The sequence below is a fragment of the Streptomyces sp. NPDC005794 genome (genome assembly GCF_042871445.1).
In the GTDB taxonomy this organism is placed as follows: Bacteria; Actinomycetota; Actinomycetes; order Streptomycetales; family Streptomycetaceae; genus Streptomyces.
On sequence record NZ_JBIAIN010000014.1, the window covers coordinates 107,077 to 131,026 of the forward strand.

Annotated in this window: 23 protein-coding genes and 2 pseudogenes; 7 read left to right on the top strand and 18 right to left on the bottom strand. The window is 67.9% G+C overall.

The window, feature by feature from the left end; genetic code table 11:
- Window positions 1-11: 11 nt before the first annotated feature.
- The gene (locus ACFYQ5_RS23085; protein WP_389199960.1) at window positions 12-443 is read right to left on the bottom strand and encodes a hypothetical protein; all 432 of its coding nucleotides are present in this window, start codon (window positions 441-443) and stop codon (window positions 12-14) included.
- Between the two features lie 432 nt (window positions 444-875).
- Here ACFYQ5_RS23085 and ACFYQ5_RS23090 point away from each other — a divergent pair.
- The 3 genes and pseudogenes from ACFYQ5_RS23090 to ACFYQ5_RS23100 form a co-directional block, all read left to right on the top strand.
- A pseudogene (locus ACFYQ5_RS23090) lies at window positions 876-1,179 on the top strand (transposase); the annotation flags it as partial.
- 201 nt (window positions 1,180-1,380) lie between these two features.
- Window positions 1,381-2,643 carry an SMI1/KNR4 family protein gene (locus tag ACFYQ5_RS23095; RefSeq protein WP_389199962.1) on the top strand — a complete coding sequence of 421 codons (1,263 nt, stop codon included), beginning with the start codon at window positions 1,381-1,383 and terminating at the stop codon, window positions 2,641-2,643.
- A gap of 524 nt (window positions 2,644-3,167) precedes the next feature.
- Window positions 3,168-3,296 carry a hypothetical protein gene (locus ACFYQ5_RS23100; protein ID WP_389199963.1) on the top strand — a complete coding sequence of 43 codons (129 nt, stop codon included), beginning with the start codon at window positions 3,168-3,170 and terminating at the stop codon, window positions 3,294-3,296.
- 208 nt (window positions 3,297-3,504) lie between these two features.
- Here ACFYQ5_RS23100 and ACFYQ5_RS23105 read toward each other — a convergent pair whose 3' ends face one another.
- A complete protein-coding gene (locus ACFYQ5_RS23105) occupies window positions 3,505-3,753 on the bottom strand; it encodes a DUF397 domain-containing protein (RefSeq protein WP_389199965.1) in 249 nt (82 codons plus the stop codon).
- Window positions 3,750-4,526, bottom strand: a complete 777-nt coding sequence (locus tag ACFYQ5_RS23110; RefSeq protein ID WP_389199966.1) for a Scr1 family TA system antitoxin-like transcriptional regulator — start codon at window positions 4,524-4,526, stop codon at window positions 3,750-3,752. Before ACFYQ5_RS23110 ends, ACFYQ5_RS23105 begins: the two co-directional genes overlap by 4 nt.
- Before the next feature lie 123 nt (window positions 4,527-4,649).
- Here ACFYQ5_RS23110 and ACFYQ5_RS23115 point away from each other — a divergent pair, with 123 nt between their 5' ends.
- Window positions 4,650-5,057 (top strand): hypothetical protein, encoded by a 408-nt coding sequence (locus ACFYQ5_RS23115; protein ID WP_389199968.1) that lies wholly within the window; start codon window positions 4,650-4,652, stop codon window positions 5,055-5,057.
- A 159-nt stretch (window positions 5,058-5,216) separates the two neighbouring features.
- On the opposite strand, the gene ACFYQ5_RS23120 is transcribed toward ACFYQ5_RS23115, so the two are convergent.
- From ACFYQ5_RS23120 to ACFYQ5_RS23145, 6 genes and pseudogenes are all read right to left on the bottom strand, one after another.
- On the bottom strand, window positions 5,217-5,459 hold the full coding sequence (locus tag ACFYQ5_RS23120; protein WP_389199970.1) for a hypothetical protein: 243 nt from the start codon (window positions 5,457-5,459) through the stop codon (window positions 5,217-5,219).
- Between the two features lie 57 nt (window positions 5,460-5,516).
- Window positions 5,517-5,870 carry a hypothetical protein gene (locus ACFYQ5_RS23125; RefSeq protein WP_389199971.1) on the bottom strand — a complete coding sequence of 118 codons (354 nt, stop codon included), beginning with the start codon at window positions 5,868-5,870 and terminating at the stop codon, window positions 5,517-5,519.
- Window positions 5,870-6,082 (bottom strand): hypothetical protein, encoded by a 213-nt coding sequence (locus ACFYQ5_RS23130; RefSeq protein ID WP_389199973.1) that lies wholly within the window; start codon window positions 6,080-6,082, stop codon window positions 5,870-5,872. Before ACFYQ5_RS23130 ends, ACFYQ5_RS23125 begins: the two co-directional genes overlap by 1 nt.
- A gap of 301 nt (window positions 6,083-6,383) precedes the next feature.
- Window positions 6,384-7,004: a hypothetical protein gene (locus ACFYQ5_RS23135; protein ID WP_389199974.1), complete on the bottom strand. Its 621-nt coding sequence runs from the start codon at window positions 7,002-7,004 to the stop codon at window positions 6,384-6,386.
- Window positions 7,005-7,217: 213 nt separating this feature from the next.
- A pseudogene (locus ACFYQ5_RS23140) lies at window positions 7,218-9,597 on the bottom strand (hypothetical protein).
- Between the two features lie 19 nt (window positions 9,598-9,616).
- Window positions 9,617-10,048: a hypothetical protein gene (locus ACFYQ5_RS23145; RefSeq protein WP_389199960.1), complete on the bottom strand. Its 432-nt coding sequence runs from the start codon at window positions 10,046-10,048 to the stop codon at window positions 9,617-9,619.
- Window positions 10,049-10,318: 270 nt separating this feature from the next.
- Between ACFYQ5_RS23145 and ACFYQ5_RS23150 the strand changes: the two genes are divergently transcribed.
- Window positions 10,319-10,879, top strand: coding sequence for a hypothetical protein (locus ACFYQ5_RS23150; protein WP_389199975.1), 561 nt, complete (start codon window positions 10,319-10,321; stop codon window positions 10,877-10,879).
- Between the two features lie 99 nt (window positions 10,880-10,978).
- On the opposite strand, the gene ACFYQ5_RS23155 is transcribed toward ACFYQ5_RS23150, so the two are convergent.
- Entirely contained in the window at window positions 10,979-11,227 is a 249-nt protein-coding gene (locus ACFYQ5_RS23155) for a GntR family transcriptional regulator (RefSeq protein ID WP_389199977.1), read from the bottom strand.
- 130 nt (window positions 11,228-11,357) lie between these two features.
- Here ACFYQ5_RS23155 and ACFYQ5_RS23160 point away from each other — a divergent pair, with 130 nt between their 5' ends.
- The gene (locus tag ACFYQ5_RS23160) at window positions 11,358-11,654 is read left to right on the top strand and encodes a hypothetical protein (protein WP_389199978.1); all 297 of its coding nucleotides are present in this window, start codon (window positions 11,358-11,360) and stop codon (window positions 11,652-11,654) included.
- Window positions 11,655-11,675: 21 nt separating this feature from the next.
- Here the strand turns inward: ACFYQ5_RS23160 and mycP are convergent, their stop codons facing one another.
- Complete coding sequence (gene mycP / locus ACFYQ5_RS23165) at window positions 11,676-13,070, bottom strand: type VII secretion-associated serine protease mycosin (RefSeq protein ID WP_389199979.1); 1,395 nt, start codon at window positions 13,068-13,070, stop codon at window positions 11,676-11,678.
- A 909-nt stretch (window positions 13,071-13,979) separates the two neighbouring features.
- Between mycP and ACFYQ5_RS23170 the strand changes: the two genes are divergently transcribed.
- The gene (locus tag ACFYQ5_RS23170; protein ID WP_389199981.1) at window positions 13,980-14,309 is read left to right on the top strand and encodes a hypothetical protein; all 330 of its coding nucleotides are present in this window, start codon (window positions 13,980-13,982) and stop codon (window positions 14,307-14,309) included.
- A gap of 306 nt (window positions 14,310-14,615) precedes the next feature.
- Here ACFYQ5_RS23170 and ACFYQ5_RS23175 read toward each other — a convergent pair whose 3' ends face one another.
- The 7 genes from ACFYQ5_RS23175 to ACFYQ5_RS23205 form a co-directional block, all read right to left on the bottom strand.
- A complete protein-coding gene (locus tag ACFYQ5_RS23175) occupies window positions 14,616-15,113 on the bottom strand; it encodes a hypothetical protein (protein ID WP_389199983.1) in 498 nt (165 codons plus the stop codon).
- Between the two features lie 110 nt (window positions 15,114-15,223).
- Window positions 15,224-17,557 (bottom strand): xanthine dehydrogenase family protein molybdopterin-binding subunit, encoded by a 2,334-nt coding sequence (locus ACFYQ5_RS23180; protein WP_389199984.1) that lies wholly within the window; start codon window positions 17,555-17,557, stop codon window positions 15,224-15,226.
- Between the two features lie 76 nt (window positions 17,558-17,633).
- Window positions 17,634-19,349 carry a (2Fe-2S)-binding protein gene (locus ACFYQ5_RS23185; protein ID WP_389199986.1) on the bottom strand — a complete coding sequence of 572 codons (1,716 nt, stop codon included), beginning with the start codon at window positions 19,347-19,349 and terminating at the stop codon, window positions 17,634-17,636.
- Complete coding sequence (locus tag ACFYQ5_RS23190) at window positions 19,346-20,242, bottom strand: FAD binding domain-containing protein (protein ID WP_389199988.1); 897 nt, start codon at window positions 20,240-20,242, stop codon at window positions 19,346-19,348. The genes ACFYQ5_RS23185 and ACFYQ5_RS23190 overlap by 4 nt, the downstream gene beginning before the upstream one ends.
- A 249-nt stretch (window positions 20,243-20,491) precedes the next feature.
- Window positions 20,492-22,132: a beta-N-acetylhexosaminidase gene (locus tag ACFYQ5_RS23195; protein WP_389199989.1), complete on the bottom strand. Its 1,641-nt coding sequence runs from the start codon at window positions 22,130-22,132 to the stop codon at window positions 20,492-20,494.
- A 1-nt stretch (window position 22,133) separates the two neighbouring features.
- Entirely contained in the window at window positions 22,134-22,982 is an 849-nt protein-coding gene (locus tag ACFYQ5_RS23200) for a carbohydrate ABC transporter permease (RefSeq protein ID WP_389199990.1), read from the bottom strand.
- Window positions 22,979-23,950, bottom strand: coding sequence for a carbohydrate ABC transporter permease (locus ACFYQ5_RS23205; RefSeq protein ID WP_389199991.1), 972 nt, complete (start codon window positions 23,948-23,950; stop codon window positions 22,979-22,981). Before ACFYQ5_RS23205 ends, ACFYQ5_RS23200 begins: the two co-directional genes overlap by 4 nt.

Here is a 23,950-nt window from a genome sequence, read left to right on the forward strand (position 1 = left end):
TCCCCCGAGCCCTACTTCATGTATTCTGTGAGCTTGGAGATCGGCGCCAGATCTCCCTCGATCTTCGCTTCGTCCTTCGCATGCTGGGCCTTGGTGTAATCCAGGTGATTCGAGATGTGCGCGCAGGAATCCAGCAGCGTCTTCAGATGGGTCTGCCAGAAATCGTGCACCTTGAGCACCGCCGCACCACTCGCGAAGTTACCGTTGGTGAGCGCGATCGCCGCGTCGAAGGTGGAAGGACGGGCGAGGTCACCCTCCTTCGACAACCTCACCCTCAGGCCGTAGGCATCATTCCCGATAGCGCCGAGGTCATCCCGGTTGACCACCAGATCGCCTCCGCCACCCCCGCCTCCGCCACCCTCAGCAGGAAGGCTGTTGAGGCGCATGGCGCTCCGCTGGGCCGCAGCCGCGCGTAGTTCGGCCCATTCTTGCTCGAACGTCACGAATTCCCCCAAGTCCCTCTGGGCAGGCCGTTCCGCCTTGGACACACGGCCATCGACCTACTCACCGTATCGCTTGCATCTTCACCGACGCCCGGGCGGACGACAACGGTTTCTCCGCACTCGGACGAAGGCGGCCGAGTGCCGACATCCCGGCCCCCGCACGGTCACGGCTCAGCGCCGCCTCCACGCATGAACGGCCCGTGTCAGTCACATCGAGGCAAGCCCCCGCCCTTTTGAGGGCGCCCACGCCGCAGCCGTACGGCCGTGAGCACGGGATGCGACGCCACCCGGCCGTGTACCCGAGTGGTTGACCTCGGGCTTGCACGAGGTGGGTTGTCCGACGCTTGACCAAATGAGCGGAGAGTGCTCCTGACCTGCAACGATGGGACTTGTCTAGGGTCCGGTCAGCCGCAGGGAAGAAGCACTCTCCAGGTGAGTGGGCGTATCGGGTTGTACCTGCGGGTCAGGGTCAGTGGCAGTGGGTCGGTCTCGCAGGTCGGTGCGGTGCTGTTGGTTCGAGACGGTCCGCAAGGTGGGTCCGGGCGCCGCGATATCGACGGCGTCGGCGCCATGGCGCAAGCCGCGGGCGGTGCATGATCCGGGCAAGATCCTGCTGGATGTCGCGCTCGGAGTCGCTCTGGGCGGGGACTGCCTCGCCGATGTCGTCCTGCTGTGGGCCGAGCCGGCCGTGTTCGGGCCGGTGGCCTCCGACCCGACGGTTTCACGGCTCATTGACGGACGTACCACCTCACCGGCCGACCGACGGCGACCTGAGCCGTCCGGTGCCGGTGGTCCGACGGCCCCGGCCGCGATGTCAGTGGGCGTCTCTAGCATGAACGACGCCAGGGTGTCGGGCCGAGTGAACTGAACAGGCCCAAAGACCCCGGCGCGTTCAGCGACCACACGGGCATCGGGACATCAGGACGTCAGGAGTGCTGTGCGATCAATCTTCGGGAATTCCGCCGCCGACCCGGTAACCGGGACAGCCGCGGAGCAGCTCAGGACCGTCGAACAGTGGCGCTCCTACCTGACTGAGTACGGTGCCGACGTTCTGCGGGTGTCGGCCGAGCGCGAGTTGTTCAACGTCAGCGACGAGCAGCGGGCCACCGGATGGCTGGGCTACGAGGGCGCGGGCGAGCAGCGGATCGCGGCTCTGGAGGACCGGCTCGGCACCCGGCTCCCGCCCAGCTATCGCTCGTTCCTGGGCGCCTCCGACGGCTGGTCACACCTCGGCCCGTTCATGTATGAGATGCGTACGACCGGCGCCCTCGACTGGCTCGACGACGATGACGCCGACATGTACATGGACACCTATGACGATGAGCCGGACGACGCGAGCAAGCCCGTCAGGGCCCCCGTCCTGCTCATCGCGGACGAGGGCGACGCCCAGTTGTGGCTGCTGGACTCCGGGGACGTGTCGCAGGACGGGGAGTGGGCCGCGTACACCTGGTCGAGTTGGCAACCGGGTCTGAGCGACCGGTACGGGTCCTTCGCCGAGTTGGTCGCGGCGGAGCGCGACTCGTTCCAGGAGCTCAAGGGCTACGAAGGCAACGCCGTCAATCCAGATGGTGCCGAGCAACTGGTGGCCGAGGGCCGCGCGCAGGCCCTGCGGGGCGAGGCCGAGAGGGCGGCGGCCACCTTCGAGCAGGCCGCCGTCAAGGGATCGGGGGCCGGTGCCTACCTGGCCGTCATCCTGGGCGCCTTCCTCGACCTGGCCTACGCGCATCACCATGTCCGCAACGGCATCCTCGCGCGCCCGCATGTCATCGAGGCTGTCGGCCTCGAACAGGTACGTGCGGAGGCCGTGCCGCTGTATCTGCGTCGCACGATGGAGGAGTACGGACCTGGGAGGGACTTCTCGTCGGTGCTCGTGCCAGAGCTCCGTATGTCCGAGGGCAAGCCCGTCACGGACTGGATCCCCCACACTGCCGCGTCCACCCCGCCGACGCTTCCCGAATCCCCCGCCTTCCAGAAGGCCCTGGACGCGGCCCGGGCGATCGCCCTGTCCGGCGCCACCGACGACGCCTGGACCGTCATCGAGACCGCGCTGTCCCACTGGCACTCCGAGTCGCCGCACCGTATAGCCCCGGTCGTGCTCCTTACCGACCCGGCCTTCCGGGAGGTGATCACCGCACCCCGGGCCCGTCTCGTCGTCACCACGCCACGGGGCGAGGTGCCCGGGCGGCAACAGCCCGGGTGACGGCGAGAGAACCCGTGGTCGTCGCGACGAGACGTCCGTTCCGCGTCGAGCCGACACGGCATCCTGGACCGACGGTGCCTACGGCGGCGGACGACCTGCATGACAGCGAGATGGTCAGCCGGATCGTCGGGCAGGCCCCGGAGCGGGTGCCCCGCCCCGTGCGGCCGGCCGGCCCATACATTGCAGGTCGGCATGTCCAGGTTCTCGGCCGGCACGAACGCGCGTGTGCGGAGAGTGGTCTCGTCGCCGATCGACAGCAGCGGGGCTACCGAGTCGGCGGCGAAGATACCTCCAGCAGAGCCTCTCAGAGGTTCGGGAGTCCTGGAACGGCCTTGGCCTCCCCGGAGCACCCGGCCAGGAGCGCTGGAGCTGCGGCGGCCCTCCTCAGTTGTGGGCACGACTGATCAAGGCGGGCGGCATGAAGGCCGGCGAGGAGCAGGGCCCCCGTATGACATCGCCGTGGAACGGGTCGGGGAGGACACGACCTCGAGATATCGGCGGACGGATCGGGTGCCACCGCCTGCATGCACGTCACCGAGGAGAAGTCCTCGGAGGACGGAGTCTTCGTCCCAGGAGCGGACGGCGGCAGCAGCAGCAGCAACTACATTCCGGAGTACGAGTTGACCGCCACCGTCGACGACGGCGCCTGCTGAGCTGACAGGCGCCGCGATGACAGGACTTGGGCGAGGCCAAGGCCCCACGGAGGCGAATCGGTGTCCGACGTGTCCAGTAGCGGAACCTGGCTGCGACGGACGTTGCGGCACCGATGAGCATGACTGCCCCGGCGCCCAGCCGATCCGGAATGTAGTTGCTGCTGACGCCGTCCGCCGCCGCGCCCAGAGGCGGGCATCAGGCGGGGGGTCAACCCGTGACCGTACCCGCCAGGAAGGCGGTCCAGGCGGCGGCGGCGACGGCGAAGGTGGGGCCGTCGGTGACCTTGGAGTCGCGCACGTGGACGGTATGGGGGCAGGTGGCGACTTCGACGCAGGCCGCACCCTCGTTGTTGCTGTAGCTGGACTTGTGCCAGTCGTAGGCGACTTCGATACAGGCGCCGCCCTCATTGCCGCTATAGCTGGACTTGAACCAGGAGAGCTCCGGCCCGACGGTCATAGTCGCCTCACCTTCGTTTCGATGATCTCAGCCGACTTCCAGGGATTGAGCGCCTGCGCACGCAGGATGCCGAACAGATCGAACATGTCGCCCACCTGCTCCGGCCTGGAGATCAACCTATCGCCGCCCTGCGCCTCCACGTACACCAGATTGCGGCCTTTCGCCGTACACATCAACTGCATCGGGCCCATCAACCCCGCGTGCGTGTGCTGATCGGAGGGCATCACCTGCACGGTGAGGTGGTTCATCCGCCGTATGAAGTCGAGGAGACGCAACAGCTGCTCCTTCAACACCTCCGCACCGCCGAGCGTCCGGTCCAGGACCGACTCCTCGATGACGTACCCGACATACGGCGGAGGCGTGCGCATCAGCACCGCCTGCCGCTCCAGCCGCGCCTCGACGTGCCGGACGATCTCGTCCTCGGTGTACGCGGGTTTACGCGCCCGGTAGAGCGCGTACGCGTACGCCTCCGTCTGGAGCAGCCCCGGCATCAGCATCGTCTCGTACGCGCTGATGACGCGCGCCTGCCGTTCCAGCCGTGCCCAGTCCAGGAACTTCGCCGGGTACTTCTCCTCGTCGATCAGCTCGATGCACGCCTTCAGCGCACCGTCCGCGCCGAAGACCCGGTCCGCGTCGGCCAGCAACTCCAGCCCCGGGATGCGCTCCGCCCGCTCGACCGCGCCCATCAGCGACTCCGAGATCAACAGCTGCTCCGAGGCCTCCTTCTGCGTAAGCCCGGCCCGCGTCCGATGGATACGGATCAGGTCACCCACCAGCCTCCGCACCCGCGACGGCTCACCACTCGTCCCCACAGCCACCACCACTCTCACCACACCCCGTCGATGTGTACTACTTCCTCCTGGTCACGCTACGCAGCGTTCGGAATGCTGAGGGTCATGACGAGCAAGAAGCGCCCCGATTGGGTACCTGCCGCAGGGCACCAGCTCCACCTGACCGGCATCCACTTCGACGCCATCCGGCTGCGGGGCGTACGGGGCGAGGCGGTGCTGCACCACCTCGGGACGCTCACCGACGGCGAACCGGGCCCCGTCGTGCGCGAGATCGCGGGCGGCCGGTGGACCTACTTCCTGATCCCGCCCGGTTCGAGCAAGGACCACGACTGGCCACCGGGCGCCCGGTGCTTCGGCCCGGCAGCCCGCGACCAGTACATCGGCATCCCCGCCCCGGACGGCAACACGTATCCCCTGAGCTGGCGTTGCGGGGCGCCGGAGGAGGGCGAGTTCGTGGACGCGGAGTTGCTGTACGGGCTGGTGATGGCCCAACTGGCCCCGGAGGGCGGGTGAGACAGGGCCGTCAACCACCGATCCGGGGATGGACCGCATCCATGGTCATGGCTGCCTCCTCCGAGTCTGCGCATGCGGCTACTTCGGGCTGAGTACGGGAGACTCCAGAAGGCCGCCGTTGTTCTCACAACCACGCGTCGTACTGCGTGATGCGGTGGGTCAAGGAACGAGCCGGGCGGGCACAGCGGGGTCGTTGGTACAGGCCAGTTCGTCCACCAGGGTGCGCGAGAGCGTGGCCAACAAGGCCTGACGCTGCTCGGCCTTAAGGCCGGGATCAGCTACCTCCAACTGGAGGGGGGCGTCCGCCTGCTGTCCTGCCGGCGCGCCATGGACGCCACATGGGACGAGGAGCCTCATGCCCGAGTGCCCGGTCTCCGGCTCGACGAAGACCTGATCATTCAATTGCTTCCAGGACTTCGCATATTTCGACTCCCTCAGCATATCGAGGGTGAGGACGGACTACTTCACCGTCGCCTCGATCACAGCGGTACCGTCCTCCATGGGGAAGTCGATCCGGCAGACGGTGTACTGATTGTGCAGCAAATTGCCCTCGGACCACTCTTCGGCCTCACGCGTCAAACGCCCCACCAGGTGCACCGAGGACTCAGTCGCAGAGACGCGCCTCTCGCCACTGCTCACAGAATCGACCGCCCCCTCCAGGTTCGCTTCTCCCAGGTACTGCTCGCACACCTGGAGGCTCTTGGAAACAGGCGCCCCCTTCTCGGCCACGGCACCGTCCGAGCACCCGGCCAGCATCAGGGCGCCCAGAACAGCCCCGGACATCATTGACGCCAGGAATACACGCTTCGTCATCAGTTGACCTTCATCGGCTGGCGTGCGGCTGTCACGCCGTGGGTGTAGTTTGCCTCGATATCGGACAGGAGGTCGCGCTTCTCCTCCTCCGTCATTCCCATGGAATCAGGCGGGTCAGCATTGTTCTCGCACTCAAGTTCATCCGCAACCATGAGCGACATGACGTGCACGATAACCATCTTCACATCATGACACTCAGGCGCGTCCGGCACGCCATCCTTTCCCCGACTGAAGTCGCCAGCAATCCTCAGGGGAGATCCTTCGGAACCCTTCAATTTTGAGCTTGTACACTCGAAATGAAGCGAGGCGCCACCTGATCCGGACGTTGCGATCTCACCAATGAAATCCGCCGGTGTCGCACCCTTCGGACTCAAATTACAGAGAGGCACTCTCCGCGGCCCATGAATCTCTCGAGTTACACCGGTCCGAATCCGGTCACGGCCTCCAGCGGGAGAGGCTTGAAAGGGAACGGCCGCCCTCATGGTGTGGGGGCGACCGTTTCTGCGTACGCAGCTACTTCGGGGTGAGTGCGGGAGACCTCGGCAGGCCGCCGTTGTTCTCACAACCGAGTTCACGCACCAGTTTGAGCGAAACGGCGTGCAGGATGGTCATGTTCAGGTTGCGATACTCACGTGAGTCCGGCGCATCGCTCTCACCACGCCCGAAGCCGCCATGAATGCGCAGCGGGGTCGCATCCGAGCCTTTCAGTTGGGGGGAGACGCACTCGAAATAGAGTGAAGCATTCCCGCGCCCGACAGAGGATTGCACGCCCATGGTGTACAATTCTTGGCCGGCCGGAAGTCCTTCGTCCTCCACGTCCTGCGGGGCGTACATGGAGAACTTCACTCCCCCCTCATCCGTCTGCTTCGCACCCTTCGGGCGCAACAGGCAAAGTATGTCGCCCGCAGCCCACGGACGTCCGGACTCATAGCCCTCCTTGAGGGCCGCGACCACCCTTTCCATGCCCTTCGGGCTCTTCGCGAAGAAGACCTTGTCCCCAGTCACCTTCTCGACCATCTCCGCCAAGGGGCCGGCGAACACGTCGCCGCAGACCTCGGCGGCCCCGACGAATACCTTCTCCTCCTTATCCTTATCCTCCGAAGCGCATGCCACGCTCCCGACCCCCATGGTCATCACCAAACCCGTGGAAATCAGCCATCGCCTCACCCGTACACGCCTACTTCGGTCATCCCGGCAACCTCTCTCGTCATCAACTAATGAGTTGACCGCGTGCCGACAAGTGTGGCAACGCTCGCACTCTCTGGCCTAACCCACTGCGCCGCGAAATAACCAGAGGACCACTGCTACCTGTCCAGCGCCTCCGCGCCCCAGCTTCGTCACGAAAAATTAGGACGCCGGTCCCACTCCCTGGACGCGCGCGCGGAGATTGCCATCCCCGTAGCCAAGCATCCGCGAGTCGTCCAGGTCCTCGGCCAGGTCTTGGCCGGTCCTGGCGTCGAGCTTTTCGATCTCCGCCTTGTGGCGAGCGACGAAATCTTCGACTGGGGTCTCTGTATAGCGCTCTCCTGCCGTGTAGATAGCCGCTTGCTGGTCAGCCGTAAGATCGGCGACCTTCTTTTCATTCTCCTCGATCGCGTCCTTCCCCATACCGCCGACCACATCTCCGATGACCTGTTCAGCGGCCCCGGTCGCCACATCGGTAAACATCGGCACCAGGAGCGCACCGGCACCTATGACCGGCGCTGCGGGCAGGAAGAAGGCAGCCGTCGCCACGCCAGCCCCGAGAGCGGCGGTGCCGCCGAACTCAGCCCAGCCGGCCCGTGTTTCCGCCGCCTTCTCGTACTCCTTGTGCTTTTGGACACCATCTTCCACAACTTGGTCTGCGCGCGACTGATCCAGCATTCCCTGAACCTCGGCTCCGATTTTTACCGTCCGCCGAACGTCACCCGAGTCGATTTCTCCGTTCTTACCCACCTGAGCCTCAAGCGCACTACTCGTGTATACCTGCTCGGCGGCACTCAAAGATGCGTAGGCGTCCGAGTAATGCCCCAGAGCACCAAGGAATTTTCTGGTGGTCTCACGACCGTTGAAATCGAAGGCGTCAGAGAAATCGAGACGTCCTTCCCGACTTCCAGCAGGCGCAAAGACACTATCCTCCTTGTTCTTGTCCATCGCCCAGTTGATTTCATCAATGTATCCGGCGCCCATCGCCCCCAGACTGTCAGACAACGAGCTCTGGGTCTTGAGCAGGTCAGCGTCCGAGTACTTCTCCATCACTTTCCGCATGATTTCGGCATTATCACCGTCCCTCACGACCCTTGCGTCGGGGTCACCTGCGGGATACCCGAGCGTCGCTGCTTCCAAAGCATGCCCGAGAGCGTCCGGCATGTAGTTATCGTCTGCCTCCTCCTCCTCCTTGCCCAGCGAGTTGACGTCCCCGAAGGACTCCCATTTCTCGTTCCCAAAGAAATCGAGATAGCTCTCAATCTTCTTCCCGTCCTTATCCTCCCCAAGTTTGGCCGTGGCGCCCTGATTGACGGTTCCATCCTCGTTGTACGCGGTCGGTTCAACGTGAAAGAATTGCTTCGCCGCGTCCGGGCTGTTGCCGAGCGCCTCCAACATGGCGGTGGTCGGGTCGTATCCAGCCCCATTCACGCCAGAGGGATTGTATGGGTTCTTGTAGAGACTTTTCACCGACTTACTCTCGGCGAACATGTCCGGATCCTTTTGTCGCAGTTGTGCCACGTGTTCGGCAATCGGATTTCAGGAACTTCGCGTCGTAGTTCCCGTACCGCATGATGCCGCCGAGCAACTGGTAACCGAGTGGCCCGCCATAATCATTCTTCGCCAGCGGGATGCGCTCCGTGCCCATCTTGCGGAGCTCCGGGCCCCACTCAGCGGTGAAGGCCTTGTCCTGCGAAGCTGTGGCCAAACTGAGGCCCAGGTTCTTCTGGAGCTCCTGGACATCCTTGAGGCGCTCCCTGTCGACGTTCCCGTACGGGTACGTGGTCCCCGAGACCTGGCCGAAGAACGCGAGCGACTTCTCCGGGCCGAGCTTCTCGTAGAAGGTCTTCGAAAACTCCACCGAGTTCCTGTTGTCATGCATCAGCTCGTTAAAGGCCTGGAGCTCCGTGTGCGTGATCCCGCTGCCCTTCAAGGCGTACGCGGCTGCCCGGTGGGCCTCTTCCTGGTCCATCTTCGTGTACTTCGGGGCGCTGAAGTCCTTGCGGTCGGTGACGTTGGCCTCGAGGGAGTTCTTGAAGGAGACGTCTGTGTCGTTGCAGTTGTCGACGATCAGATCGATCTTCTTCTGCCAGGCGGCGATGTTCTCCTTCTGCTGACGCACCAGCTCGGGATAGTCGGGGTCGTGGTGACGCTGGGCGGGAGGGATGTCCTCGACCGGGTGACGTGCGAAGACCTTGCCCTGGCCGTTCACACGGATGCCGGCTGCGGGGCCTTCGTGATCCCTGATGTCGATCAGGTCATCCTTGGCCTTCTTGATGGCCGCGTGACCCTCTTCGAGGATCTGCTTCACACCCTTGGCCTCGGCCGCGGCGTCCGCGAACTCCTTGGCCGTCTTCCCGACGAACGCCTTGGTGACACCCGCGTTGAGACCCTCCCAGGACGCCTTGTCCGCCTTGACCTTCATCCCGTCGGCGGCGTCGGTGGCGAGCTTGTCCAGCTTGCCCGCCATTTCCGACCAGTCGTCGGCCGCCGCCTTCAGCTTCGCCACCGGGGCGTCGACTATGTCCTCGTACTTCAGCATGTGCGTACTCCCCCGAGCCCTACTTCATGTATTCCGTGAGCTTGGAGATCGGCGCCAGATCTCCCTCGATCTTCGCTTCGTCCTTCGCATGCTGGGCCTTGGTGTAATCCAGGTGATTCGAGATGTGCGCGCAGGAATCCAGCAGCGTCTTCAGATGGGTCTGCCAGAAATCGTGCACCTTGAGCACCGCCGCACCACTCGCGAAGTTACCGTTGGTGAGCGCGATCGCCGCGTCGAAGGTGGAAGGACGGGCGAGGTCACCCTCCTTCGACAACCTCACCCTCAGGCCGTAGGCATCATTCCCGATAGCGCCGAGGTCATCCCGGTTGACCACCAGATCGCCTCCACCACCCCCGCCTCCGCCACCCTCAGCAGGAAGGCTGTTGAGGCGCATGGCGCTCCGCTGGGCCGCAGCCGCACGCAGTTCGGCCCATTCTTGCTCGAACGTCACGAATTCCCCCAAGTCCATCCGCATGGACCGCTCCACACCATTCGCGCGGCCAGCGACCTACTCACCGTATCGCTTGCATCTCCACCGAATCCCGAGCGGCCGAAAATATGCCCCAATTAAGAGGCTCAGGGGCTCGACTACAACTCGATCCACACCAGTTCATCTCCGGCCCCGGCCTACGCTTACGGCCGTTGCCGACGCAAGGCAGGTGAGTGGGATCTGGTCTTCTTGTCCGGGCACGGATTCAGCGGGATCACGGGGAGCACCTGCATGACTGTCATTGTCTTCTTGTTTGTCATAGCCGCCGCGTTTCTCGTCGTGGCGTTGGTCGGCCCGTACCAGCTGTACTGGCGGGCCCGGCCGCATGCGGCACGACAGCCGCCGGACGGGGCTCTGGCCATGGGGCGGGTCGCCGCGTTCGGGGTCGCCGGAATGTTCGCCTTCGGTGGCTGCCAGGTCCAGGCCGGCATCGACAAGGGTTCCTGGAGCGCGAGCGAGGTACGGGAAGCCGCCGAGGACGCGGCCGAGTCCATGGCCGACGACACGCAGATCCGCCGCGATCCGACGGATGGCTATGCCTCACTGATCAAGGCGGACATCATGAGGGCGGGCGAGGGTCAGGGGCCCCTGTATCGCGTCTCCGTGCAGCGGGCCGGGGACGGGCACGATTACGAAGTATCCGGGGGCGGCACCGGCACCACCGTCTGCATGCACGTCACGGAGGAGGAGTCCTCGGAGGGCGGGGTCTTCGTCCCAGGAGCGGACGACGGTAGCAGCAACTCCATTCCCGAGTACGACTTGACCGCAACCGTCGACGACGGCGCCTGCTGACGCCGCCGGTTCGGCTGCGATGCGAGCTACTGCGCAGTCAGAGTCCGGTGAATACCTGCAGTACCTTCGAACGTTTACCCCGCGGCGCTCTTGCGGCCTTCAGGAGGCAGGCTCCGACTGGTCGGCAACGAACGACCCCAGCCCGACTTCGGTACGAATGAGCCCTTCCCGCTTGAGGTGCGTCAACGCCTTCTGGGCCGTCGAGGCGGCGATTCCGAACTCCGTCGACAGCTCGACGACACTCGGGACCTTCTCACCCACGGGATAGGCACCCTCCTTGATCCGGGCAGCGATCACGGCTGACACCTGGGCCCACAGGGGACGGGTGCGATCAAGGTGCTCACTCATGCTCTTGACGCTAGACAGCTGCGGTAGACCGCGCGACCGCGGTAGACTGCGGTAGACCGACCAGATGGAGGTCCCCGCAACCGTGCGAACGGCCCGGGGGAATGGTCACCACCTACCGAGGAGCTGAGACATGACCCGGATCAGCCACCCGCGACTGCTGCCCTGGTGCGGGGAGGACGGGCAACCCGCCCTCCTCTTCACCGACGGCACGCATAGCCGGCTTTCGCGCCTGGCCGACAGCCTCGAAGCCACGCAGCTCGACACGGGCAGGGAGGTTCTCACGCTTTCCCGCTCCATGCTCCGAAGCCTCGAACGTCCCACGGCGGATGAGCTGTTCTACGTGACTCAGCGGCTTGCGGAGTGCTTGACCGATGCTCTCCGTGTGGCCGACAGCCGGGGCATGCGGCTTCCCCCGTCCGGAACCTGACGGGCGACAGCCCATGCGGACTCAGGCGGAAGGGCCACCCTGGCTCGGAGGGCCGCCGTACGGTGCTCCGGGTCCAGGGCCACCGGAGGGAGGCCCGTAGGACGGGTACGGCGGTTGCGGTTGCTGCTGGTACGCGTGCGGGGGCTGGTACGGGTACGCGGGCGGGGGCGGGACAGCCTGGGCGGCGCTCCGGCGGCGGGAGCGAATGGTCATGACGGCCACCGCCGCACCGATGAGGGCGACGGCGCCGATGCCCAGGCCGATCCAGAGCGCGGTGTTGCCGCTGTCGTCGGTGGCGGCCGGGGCTGCGGCCGCCGGCCCATCGCTCTCTTCCGAGCCGCCCGTGGCCTTGGACGGTTCCGCGGGTGTCGGGGACTCGGCCGCAGCGAGGTCCGGGAGCGGGTACTCATCGGCGGGGCCAGGGTCGCCGGGACTCGTCAGCGCGATGCGGGGGCGGACGATGCCGTGACCGATGTCGTCCACACGCTCCTCGCCGGTCGTGGGCCCACCTGCCGTGTTGAGCAGCACCCGCAGCACCTGGTTGTTGGTCCAGTCCGGGTGCTTGGACCAGATCAAGGCGGCGGAGGCGGAAGCAAGGGCCGTGGCATCACTGGTCCCGTGCGACTCACAGAAGCCTGTTGCTTCACCACAAGCATGAATCATTTCCTCGCCGGGTGCAGCGAGATCCACTTGCGGACCGAACTGGGATTCCTCAGTTCTCTGAAGGTCCTGCCCAATGGCACCCACACCAACTACGCCAGGCGTACCTGCCGGATACTCGATCGAGTTTGCACCATCACCACTGTTTCCGGCAGCTGCGAAAACGAGCGCACCGGCACTCAGAGCATATTTGACCGCATCTTCCAACTGCGGCGATTCGGCCGTTACCCCCAAGGAGATATTGATGACCTTGGCGTCATGCTCAACGGCATACCGAATGGCTTTGGGGATGTTCTCATGGAAACGTGCGTGCGCAGCATCTCGGTTGGCAGCCTTGGTGGCATCCGGCATGCGAATAGGGAGGATTTTCACTCCGGGCGCCAACCCGAACGCTCCATATCCTCCTTCAGCCTCTCCTGTTCCAGCGATGAGGCCAGCCATTCCCGTCCCATGACCGCTGTAGTCTTCGAGTTCATTTCCAGGCACCTCGGGCTCCAAATTCAGCCCGCTGAGTACCCGCCCGCGCAGGTCAGGATTCGTCGCGTCCACGCCTGAGTCAATGACGGCAACGGTGATCCCCTCCCCCGTGCTCGTTTCCCACATCTCCTCGGCCTTCATCGCGTCGAGGTGCCATTGCTCGGAACGGGCCGAATCGGAATGCGCAGGCGCCGCGAGGCCTCCGACCAGCGACAGCCCCAGCAGGGCAGGGACGACGATACGGCGGGTGACTCTCGCATTACTGCTGCTGGTAAGCATCCGATTCCTTAGCCGTTTCCTTCAACTCAGTCGATGACAGGTGGAACTACCCGGCGACCACCCTGCAGCCACGTCTCCTCATCCTCGACGAGGTAGTCGGGCCGCTCACCCCCATCACGACGTGGATCTCCTGGCCTCTGGGGAGTACCGGCTCCCCCGCGTCCCGCCTGGACGGCTCGATCACCGTCAGCCGGTGGCGTACCCCGGACCAGGCCGGTGCCTCCAGGCGTGAATGGGCGACCGGATGAGCGGTTTGTCTGCTGTGGGCGGCCTCCCACCACCCCACCGGCCTCGCCTGCGAGACGGCGGCCGGCGACATTGCCGCTTCGGGCGCCTCCAGGGCCTCCCGTTCCCATGCCCTGCCCCATCGGCGCACGACCGGCATGCGTCCCTTCGCCACCGACCACGGTGCCGCGAGCAATGCCTTCGCGGCCTGGAACCTGTGCGGCGGGTCGGCCGCCTACGATTCCGCTGTCACGGGGAGGCCGGTTGATCCCTCCAGTGCCGGTACTTGCCCCACTCGCAGTCGGTATGGGTGGACGCACGCTTCCCACTGGCTTGCCACCACCTGTCACAGGTGAGACGGCGGAACGGCTACCGCCAAGACCAGGCGGAAGGGCATGGGCTGTCGACGGCGGACCAGGTTCGCTCTTACCCCCGCTCATAACAGGTGGAGTCACTGAGGGGTTCGACGGAGCATCTGGTAGTGCTGCAGCTCCGGCAATCTCCATTCCTACAGCCTGCGGCACGGAGGCATTCCCCAGGTGAGGGGGAGTGGGAACAGGGGCTCTGTGTTCTGGGGATACGGCGGTCCCCTCTGCCGTACCTCCGCCGCCCGGCCCGACCGCCGGAGTATTCATCGGCGGGCCGTCGGCAGAAGGCGGTTTCCCGAACTCCCGCCCGACGCCCTTGTACCTCGCGTCTTCGGACGGCACGATCTCCCCCGGCGGAGGCGGGAACGTCGGCCTCTCCAAGCCGTCCATCTGCGAGGCCGACAACGCGTACGACTGCGCCAGCTTCCGCATCTCCGCCGCGGCCTCCTGGCGGTTCGCCTCCTTCGCGGCGATCAGCGTTTCTGCCGACTTCTGCGCCACCGCCGACGCGTCCGGGTCGTTCCGTGCCTCCAGCGCGGCGTCCAGGTTCGCCTGGGCCCCCGCGTGTGTGCGCGGGATGGACACCTGGGCAGAGGCGAGCGAGTCGGAGGCGCGGGCCAGCCACTTCGCCGCGCCCTCGCTGTAATCCCCCAGTCGCAGCGTCGAGTTCACCAGGTCCGCGCTCCAGGTGCGGAACGCGTCCGCGCCCTCGCCCTTCCACTCGACCGTCTGCGGACGGCCCCTGAGCTCTTCCGCGATCTCGCGGATCTTCTTCGCCGCGCTCACCAGCCGGTCCGACGCACCCTGGATCGCCCCGCTGTTGGCCACATCCAGCCACGCGAGCATCTCCTCGTGCGACATGCTGTCGAACGGCGTGCCCTGCCCTGCTTCCCCGTGGTCCATCCTTAGCCCCCGTCTGTCCGCCGTGCCGTTCTCGTGCACGTCGTCGTCATCAGATCGCCCCGGTGGTCGGCTTCGGCTTGGGCACGTCCTGGGGCGCCTGCCCGTTTCGCTGCCCTGCCGGGTCGTACTCCCCGCCGTAGTGTTCTTCCACCCCGTCGCTGATCGCGAGCATGCGGCGGCGGAGGTCCTCGTCGATGTTCGCGTAGCCGTTGTGGGAGGCGAGCACCGCGATGCTCATGCCCTCGATGCAGTCCGAGAGCAGCTTCGAGAGTGACTCCAGCTCCGTGATCACCGTCTCGTACGACATGAACAGCGAGGCTGCCTCTGCCCACCGGTTGTCACCCCCGCCGAACTGCCGGCGCGACATGGGGTCTTCCGCCAGCTGCCTGGGTCCCGCCGGGGACTCCTTCAGGTCGCGCAGGACTTCTTCTATGTGGTTACGGAACTTCGTGAACGACGTGAGCTCCGTGACCAGGGACGCCACCGCGATGCCCGCCATGAATCCCGGCATCGCCACCGGTCCCGCTCCACCCTCGCTCGGCAGCACAGTGCCCTCCCCCGGATACGGACTGCTACAGCTTCCGGGTCACTGTAGCCAGCATCGGTGACACACCGCGCCCCCGGGTCACGCGTACATACGTATCTGTACCCGGAGCGTTACGCCTTGGGCGTCGCCACCGCCGCCTGCGGCCGGATCGGGAGACGGTTGACCGGGCGGCCCGTCGCGGCGCGGACCGCCGAGGCCACCGCCGCGGGGGAGGTCACCACCGGGGCCGCCGAGGCCGGCTTGGCGCCGAAGGGGGCGACCACGTCGCGTTCCTCGATGAGTTTGACGATGTGGATGTCCGGCGCGTCCAGGGACGTCGGGAGGGCGTAGCCGGTGAGGTCCGGGTGGCGGATCAGGCCGCGCGCCGTGCGGAGGTTCTCCGTGAGGGCCGCGCCGATGCCCTGGGTGACGCCCGCCTCGATGCGGGTCGCGAGCTGGGACGGGTTGAGGACGCGGCCGACGTCCTGGGCGACGGCCATCTCGACCACCCGGACCGAGCCGAGTTCGATGTCGACGTCGACCACCGCGCGGACCGCGCAGAAGGCCAGGCCCACGAACGCGTCGCCCTGGCCCGACTCGTCCAGGGGCTCGGTGGGGTGGGGGCGGCACTGGGCGGTGGCCCAGAGCTCCTTGCCCTCCATCGCCTCCATGACCGTCGTGGACAGCACACCGTCGTACGAGGTGATCTTGCCGTCGGCGATCTGGAGGAGCTCCGTGGACATGCCGAACTTGTGGGCCAGGGGCTGGAGCAGCTGGGTGCGGACCATCTTGGCGGCGCGCTCGATGGCGCCGCCGGAGACCCAGGTGTGACGGCCGTGCGTCGCCGGGCCCGCGGGGGGCTGGTCGGTGTCCACAGCCGCCACGTGGACCTCTTCGACGCCCAGGGTCTCCTGGACGATCTGGCGGGCGAGCGTGGTGAAGCCCTGGCCGGTCTCGACGGCCGCGCAGATGACGGTGGCGACGCCGTCGTGGACCCGGACCGTGGCCGTGGAGACCTCGTCGGCGCCCTCGGCGCCGAGCATGTGGACCATGCCGAGGGCGTAGCCGACGCCCCTGCGCACGGCACCGGGTTCACCGGCGCCCTCCGGGCCCCCGGGGAGCAGCCAGTCATCCTCCGGGGCGTCCTTGGGGAGCGCGGGCAGCGGGAAGTCACGGAGCTCGCCGAGGAGTTCGGCGACGGGGGCCGGGCAGGTCACGGTCTGGCTGGTGGGCAGTATGTCGCCCGTGGAGAGGACGTTGCGCAGGCGGAGTTCGACCGGGTCGACGCCCAGCTTCGCCGCCAGCTTGTCCATCTGACCCTCGTAGGCGGCGCAGACCTGCATCGCGCCCTCGCCCCGCACATGCCCGGAGGGCGGGTTGTTCGTACGGACCGCCCAGCCCTCGATGAAGGCGTGCGGGATGACGTACGGACCGCAGGCGAAGGCCACGGCGGCGGCCAGGGATTCGGACGAGGAGTCGGCGTACGCGCCCGCGTCGAGGAGGATCTGCGCCTCGACCTTGACCAGCCGGCCCTCGGCGTCCGCGTGGTGGCGGTAGCGCAGCAGGGTCGGGTGGCGGTGGGCATGCCCGAGGAAGGACTCCTCGCGGGTGGCGGCCAGTTTGACGGGGCAGCCGGTGCGCAGGGCGAGCAGGCCGAGCGGGATCTGGAAGCCGGGGTCCTCCCGGTCGCCGGTGGCCCCGGGGACACCGGTCACGACGACCTTGACCCGGTCGGGGTCCAGGCCGAAGCAGGCGGCGGCCAGGTCGCGGTCGGTGTGCGGGTCGGTGGACGCCGTGTACAGCTCGACGCCGCCGTCGGGGCGGGGCACGGCGAGGCCGGCCTCCGCGCCGATCGGGGCGGGGTCCTGACGGCCGATCCGGTACAGGCCCTCGACGATGACCTCGCCCACGGTGTCCGGGTCGCCGTAGCGCAGCGGGATGTGGCGGATGAGGTTGCCGTCGGGGTGCAGGGGTTCGGCGGCGAAGGCCTTCTCGGGGTCGGTGACCGGTTCGAGGACCTCGTACTCGACGGCGATCGCCGCGGCGGCGAGCCGGGCGGTGTCGGGGTGGTCCGCGGCGACGGCGGCGATCGCCTCGCCGTGGTGGCGTACGAGCTCGGAGGCGAACACGGGGCGGTCGACGACCCGGCGGCCGTACGAGCCGTCCCCGGGGATGTCCTCGTGCGTGACGACGGCGTGTACGCCCGGCATGGCGACGGCGGCCGTCGTGTCGATCGACAGGATGCGCGCGTGCGGGTGCGGGGATCGCAGCACCGCGGCCCACAGCAGCCCCTCGGCCCACAGGTCGGCCGCGTACGGGAAGGTGCCCTCGGTCTTGGCACGGGCGTCGGCGGGCGGCAGCGAGGTGCCGAGGCCGAGCGCGGGCAGCTCCTGGTCCGGTTCGGGGCCCTCGGGCTGTGGTGCCGTGCGCGGGGTGCTGGTCGCGGTGGCTGCGTCGCTGGTCACGCCGCCTCCTTGTCGTTCGCTCCGCCAAGGCGGCTGGTGGTGGGGATGACCGGTGGTGCGGGAGACGACGCGGTGTTCACCGGACGTCTCCCTCGTGTGCCTGGACGCTGCCCGCGCCGGGGGCGGCCTGGTGCGGGATGCGCGGTGCGTCGTCGTCCGGGGCGGTGGCCGCCGCCTCCGCGGTCGCCTCCCGGCCCGCGACGACGTCCCGTACGGCGTCGAGCACACCCCGGTAGCCGGAACACCGGCAGAGGTTGCCGCACAGGGCCTGCCGGGTCTCCAGCTCGCTGGGGGCGTGGTTGCCCTCCAGGAGGTCGTGGACGGTCATGGCCATCCCGGGGATGCAGAAGCCGCACTGGACGGCCCCGCACTCGGCCAGGGCCCGCTGGACGTCGGACGGTTCGCCGTCCACCGCCAGGCCCTCGACCGTACGGACCTCGCTGCCCGCCGTCGTGGCGGCGGGCACCAGGCAGGAGGCGACGAGGCGGCCGTCGACCTGGACGTTGCAGGCACCGCATTCGCCCTGCGAGCAGCCGTCCTTGGCGCCGGCGAGGCCGAGGCGCTCCCGGAGCACGTACAGGAGCGACTCGCCGATCCAGGAGTCGCTGACGGGGCGGTCCACGCCGTTCACATGGAGGACGTACGAGGCCGAGGGGTGCTCACTGGGGCCGCTCGGAACGGCGGCGGCAGCGGGCTCCTCCGTGGCCATGAGCCCCTGCTCGAGCCCGTGTTCGAGCACGGGGCCGGAGGCTTGTCCGGGGGCGGGCTCGAAGCCGGACTCGATGCCGGGCTCGAAGCCGGGCTCGGTGCCGGACTCGAAGCCGGGCTCGGTTCCGGGTTCGAGCCCCGCTCCTGCCTCGGCTTCGGGCACCTCGGCCTCGGACACCTCGACCACTGCCGGGACTTCGGCTTCGGGCGCCTCCGGCGCCTCGGCCTCCGCGGGCCCCTCCGGCTCGCTGACGGGCTCCGTGACGTCCTCGGCGACCGCAGGGGTCCCCTCCGTCTCCTCCGTCGTCGCGGGGGCCGCTGCGGCCTCCTGGGCTTCCACAGGCTCCGAGGGCCCGGGCGGGGCCTCCTCCGCAGCAGGCTCGGGCTCGGGCTCGGGCACCGGCTCCTGCGTCGCCCACGGTGCGGGCGCTCCGCCGGGCAGCGTGGCCGGGGGCGTGTCCGCGTACCACTGGGACGCGATCGCCGACGCGGCGAACTCACCGGACTCGTCCGGAAGGTCGCCGCTCGCCACCGGAATCGTCCACTGGCCGGTGTGCCCGGCGGGCTCGGGCGCCGGCTCGGGCTCGACGGGGACCGACTCGGTGAAGTTCCACTGGGCCGTCGTGGACGACGTCTGCGCGTACTGCGACGTGTCCGGGTACGGCTGCTGGTACGCATCCTGCTGGTACGGGTCCTGCCGGTACGGGTCCTGCCGGTACGAGTCCTGCCGGTACGGATCCGGCTGCTGGTTCGGGTCGGGCCAGTGCACCGCCTCCGGCGCGGCCTCCGCGCCCGTGGAGTGACCGGCCGCCCTCTCCTGCTGGTTCTGCGTCTGCAGGACCCAGCTGCCCGTCGCGGCGGGGTCGAGCCCCGCGGCCGGGGTCAGCGGCAGGATCATCGGCGGCACGTAGCTGTGGCCGGGGGCGGCCAGCGGGTCGGCGCCGAGGTCCGCGAGGTCCTCGGGCGGCAGATGCACGAAGGCGGTCGCCTCCGCGTCGTACTCACCACCCTGCGGGGTCGGCTGCCAGCCGGTGTACGGGGCGGGCTGCCCGTGCTGCTGCTCGGGGTTCTCTTCATTGCTCACGACAGTGCCCTCCCCAGCGCGCGTCGGGCGAGCGCGGCGACCGTACGCCGCAGGTGCAGGATTGCGGGCGACAGCGGAGGGGCCTCTCCCCCGTCGTCCGGTGGGGCGTGGTCCGGGATGCAGGCCGCCGCGACGTACTCGCCGAAGGCGGCCAGCGCGTCGGGGGCCAGGCCGCGTTCGCCGTCCCAGTCGATCAGGGAGGCGATCCAGTGTTCGGCCTCCAGGGGCCGCAGCGGCATCGGGGCGATCGCGCCGACCGCGCAGCGCACCCCGCGCCGGGCCGGGTCCAGGACGATCGCGACGGAGGCGGTGGCGCGGCCGGGGCCGGTGCGGCCGGTCGCCTTGAGGAACACCTGGGGGGCGTGCAGCAGCGGTACGCGGACGAAGCCGATGAGCTCGGCGGGTTCGAGCATCTCGCGGCCCGCCAGCAGGTGCGAGACGGGGATCTCGCGGCGGGAGCCCTCGGTGCCCACGATGACCAGCTCGGCCTCCAGCGCGGCCAGGACCGGCAGGGCGTCACCGGTCGGGGCCGCGGTGGCGATGTTGCCGCCGAGCGTCCCGGCGTTACGGATCTGGGGCGGGCCCGCGGCACGCGCGGAGGCGGCCAGCGCGGGGATGAGGGCGGCGAAGTCGGGCCGCCCCATGCGTGCGTGGGTGAGACCGGCGCCGAGCAGCGCGTGGCCGTCCTGGTAGTGCCAGCCGCGCAGCTCGCTGATCCGGCCGAGGCCGACGAGCCCCGAGGGGCGCAGCAGCCCCTTGTTGACGGCCGACATGAGGTCTGTGCCGCCGGCCACGGGAACGGCGGCGGGCATGGCGCCGAGAGCCGCCACGGCCTCGTCGAGCGAGGCCGGCAGCGTCACCCACTGCGTCGCCTGCGGTGCGTGCGTGGTCAACCCAGCTGCCCCTTCCCGGTGTCCCGGCAGTCCCGCCTGTCCGCCGTACGGTACGTGCTCACGGCCGGGACGTGGCAACTCTGGCACATCTTCCGGACGGTCCGACGCGAGGGTCCACGAAGGGTGTTTCCCACCGCGACCAGGGGAAAAGTCACCTTTGGCAGACCTTCTGCCCGACGCACGAATTGCCACTCTTCGGCGAGTTCGTACGACTTGTTCGGCTCCCCTGGCCGACGGATGGAGCAGCAGTCACACGGTCGGGGGCGGTCCCTCGATCGGGCGACCCAGGACGCCGGGCCGGCGTTGCCGAGGCCGTGGGCCCGCGGGTGGCCGGTAGTCGACACCCAGGGCGTCGAGCCGGGTGTAGTGACTGTTCATCCTGCGTTCAAAATCGGCGAAGTCCCGCTCATCGGAAGCCGGGAGCGGTGACCAGGCGACCTCGGCGAAGGCGGCGAGTCTCGGGAACACCTGGTAGTCGACTCGGCCCTGATTCTGCATGACCTCGGTCCAGACGTTGGCCTGGGTGCCCATGATGTGTCCGGCCGCCGCCTCGGAGAGGCCCGGGGGCACGGGTTCGAAACGGTAGACGTCCTCGAGGGTGCGGACGTACCCGATGGGCATCGGCTCGTCGGGCCCGCCGTCCTGACGGTGGTCCAGGTACACCTGCTGCTCGGGGCACATCACGACGTCGTGCCCGGCCTCGGCGGCGGCGATCCCGCCCGCGTAGCCCCGCCACGACGTCACGGCCGCGCCCTCGGCGAGGCCGCCCTCCAGGATCTCGTCCCAGCCGATGAGGCGGCGGCCCCGGGCGGTGAGCCAGCGGTCGAAGTGGCGGATGAACCAGGACTGGAGCTCGTCCTCGTCGGCCAGGCCGGCTTCGGCCATGCGGGCCTGCGCCGTCGCCGACGCCTTCCACTGGTCCTTGGGGCATTCGTCACCGCCGATGTGGATGAACGGTGAGGTGTCGGCCGGGAAAAGGTCGAGCACCTCTTCGAGGACCCCTTCGAAGAAGCGCAGGGTGTTGTCAGTGGGGGCGAGTACGTTCGGATTGACGCCCCAGGTGTCCCACACGGAAAGCGCGGAGGTATCGATGACATCGGTGTTGCCCAGTTCCGGATACGCGCTGATCGCTGCCTGCGAGTGGCCCGGGATGTCGATCTCGGGGACGACGCGGATATGCCGCTCGGCGGCGTACGCGACGATTTCGCGGATGTCGTCCTGCGTGTAGAAACCGCCGTGCGGTGTCTCGTCCCACAGTTCCGAGGCGCGGTGGCCGTATTTGGTGCGTGCGCGCCAGGCGCCGGTCTCCGTGAGCCGGGGATGGCGCTTGATCTCGATGCGCCATCCCTGGTCGTCGGTGAGGTGGAAATGGAAGACGTTCAGTTTGTGCGCGGCCAGCAGGTCGAGCATGCGCAGCACGCCGTCCTTGGGCATGAAGTGGCGTGCCACGTCGAGCATCAGACCGCGCCAGCCGAGGCGCGGGCCGTCCTCGATGTCCGTGAAGGGGATGCCTCTCGGCGCACCCGGGCCGACGGGCGCGCGGCGGAACGCCTCGGGACCGAGGAGCTGGCGGAGGGTCTGCGCGCCCCAGAAGACACCGGCGGCGCTGCCCCCGGTGATCCTTGCACCCCAGGTGGGAGCCACACCCAGCCGGTAGCTCTCGGGCTCCAGCGACGGGTCGATGCGCAGCTCGACGGTGTTCGGGCCCTCCTCGGCTCCGGCGGCCGCCGGAGCGAGCGACAGGCCGAAGGCGGCCCCGAGCGTGGTGCGCAGCCAGCGTTCCGTGCTCTCGGTTCCGGGGCCCGCCGTGAGCGTCGTGGCCGCGTCGAGGAGGAATCCGCAGCGGCCGTCACCGTCGGCGCGTACCGGCGCCGGAATCAGGTCGTGCATGTCAGTCCTTCACCGCTCCGCCGAGTCCCGAGACCAGACGTCGCTGTACGAGGACGAAGAAGACCAGCACGGGAATGGTCATCACCGTCGAGGCCGCCATGATCCCTCCCCAGTCGTTCTCGTCGGGTTTGAAGAAGACCAGCAACGCCATGGGGAGCGTCGACTGTGAGGTGTCGCTGATGATGAACGATTTCGCGAACAGGAAGTCGTTCCAGGTCGAGATGAAGGAGAAGACGCTGGTCGCCACGAGCCCGGGGAAGACCAGCGGGAAGAGGATCTGCCACAGGAAACGGGTGCGGCTCGCCCCGTCGATATAAGCGGCCTCCTCCAGCGCTTCCGGGACGGCTTTGACGAAACCGCGCAGCATCCAGATCGCGAACGGCAGCGAGAACGCCAGGTGCGGCAGGATCAGCGCGCCCAGGGTGTTCAGCTGGCCGAAGTCCCGCATCAGGAAGAACAGCGGGATGGTCAGCGCCTCGACCGGCACCATCTGCGCCACGAGGAACATGATGAGGAGGGTCGTGCGGAATTTGAAGCGGAAACGCGTCACGGCCGTCGCGGCCAGGAAGGCGATCAGCGCCGAGGCGATGACGACCGTGCCGGCGACGACCAGGCTGTTGAGGAAGTAACGGCCGAATTCCTGCTGTTCGAAAACCCGGCGGAACGAGTCGAGGGACGGGGACAGGGTCCAGGGGTGGGCGTCGGTGGACTGGATCTCGCCCGCCGGCTTGAAGGCGGAGAGCACCATCCAGTACAGCGGGAAGGCGACCGCCGCGGCGATGACGAGGGCCGCCGCCTCCGCCGCCAGCCTCCCGGGCCTGCGTACCCGCAGAAGAGCGCGTGTGCTCACAGTTCCTCCCCCTGGCGCCGTACGAGGCGCAGATAGACCAGCGTCACGGCCAGCAGGATCACCAGCATCACGACGCCGATGGCCGACCCGAGGCTGTACTGCGAGGACGCGAACGCCTTCTGGTAGGCGTACACGTTGAGCACCAGGTTCTGGCCGGCGATGCCGCCGCCGTTGGTCATGACGTAGATCTGGGTGAAGACCTTGAAGTCCCAGATGACCGACTGGATGGTGACGACGATCAGGATCGGCCGCAGCATCGGTGCCATGACCGACCGCCAGATCCGCCACTGCGAGGCGCCGTCCAGGGAGGCCGCTTCCAGCACTTCGGTGGGGATCGCGCGGATGCCCGCGTACACGGTCACCATCACGAACGGGAAAGAGCACCAGAGCACTTCGAGGAGCACCAGGGCGAAGGCGCTGTAGCGCCCGTACGTCCAGGAGAAGTCGCCGAGCCCCAGCACCCTGTTGACCGGGCCGAAGTCCGGGTCGAAGAGGAAGACCCAGACGGTCGAGCCGGTGATCGCGGGCGTGGCCCAGGCGCCCAGCGCGGCCATCATCAGCGCGAGCCGGGGCAGGGCGCGGATCCGGGTCAGCAGGACGGCCAGGGCGCAGCCGACGAACAGGGTGGCGAGCACGCAGGCCGTGGCGAAGAGCACGGTCGCGAGGAGCACCTGCCAGAACTGGCTGTCACCGAAGAGCGTGGCGTAGTTGCCGAAGCCCTTGAAGGTGGTCGGTTCGCCGCCGCTGACCTGGGCCTGGGTGTACTCCAGGAAGGAGATCAGGCCCAGCTGGTAGATCGGGTAGACGAGGAGTCCGCCGAGCAGGACCAGCGCGGGCAGCAGATAGAGCCAGGGCGTCCAGCCGGAGCGCCGCGCGGGTGATGCCGGGCGGCGCCGGGGCGCGCGGGCCGGAGCACCGCCCGCCCCGGGCGCGGCGGAGGCCTTGTGCAGGATGGTGTCCGCGGTCAT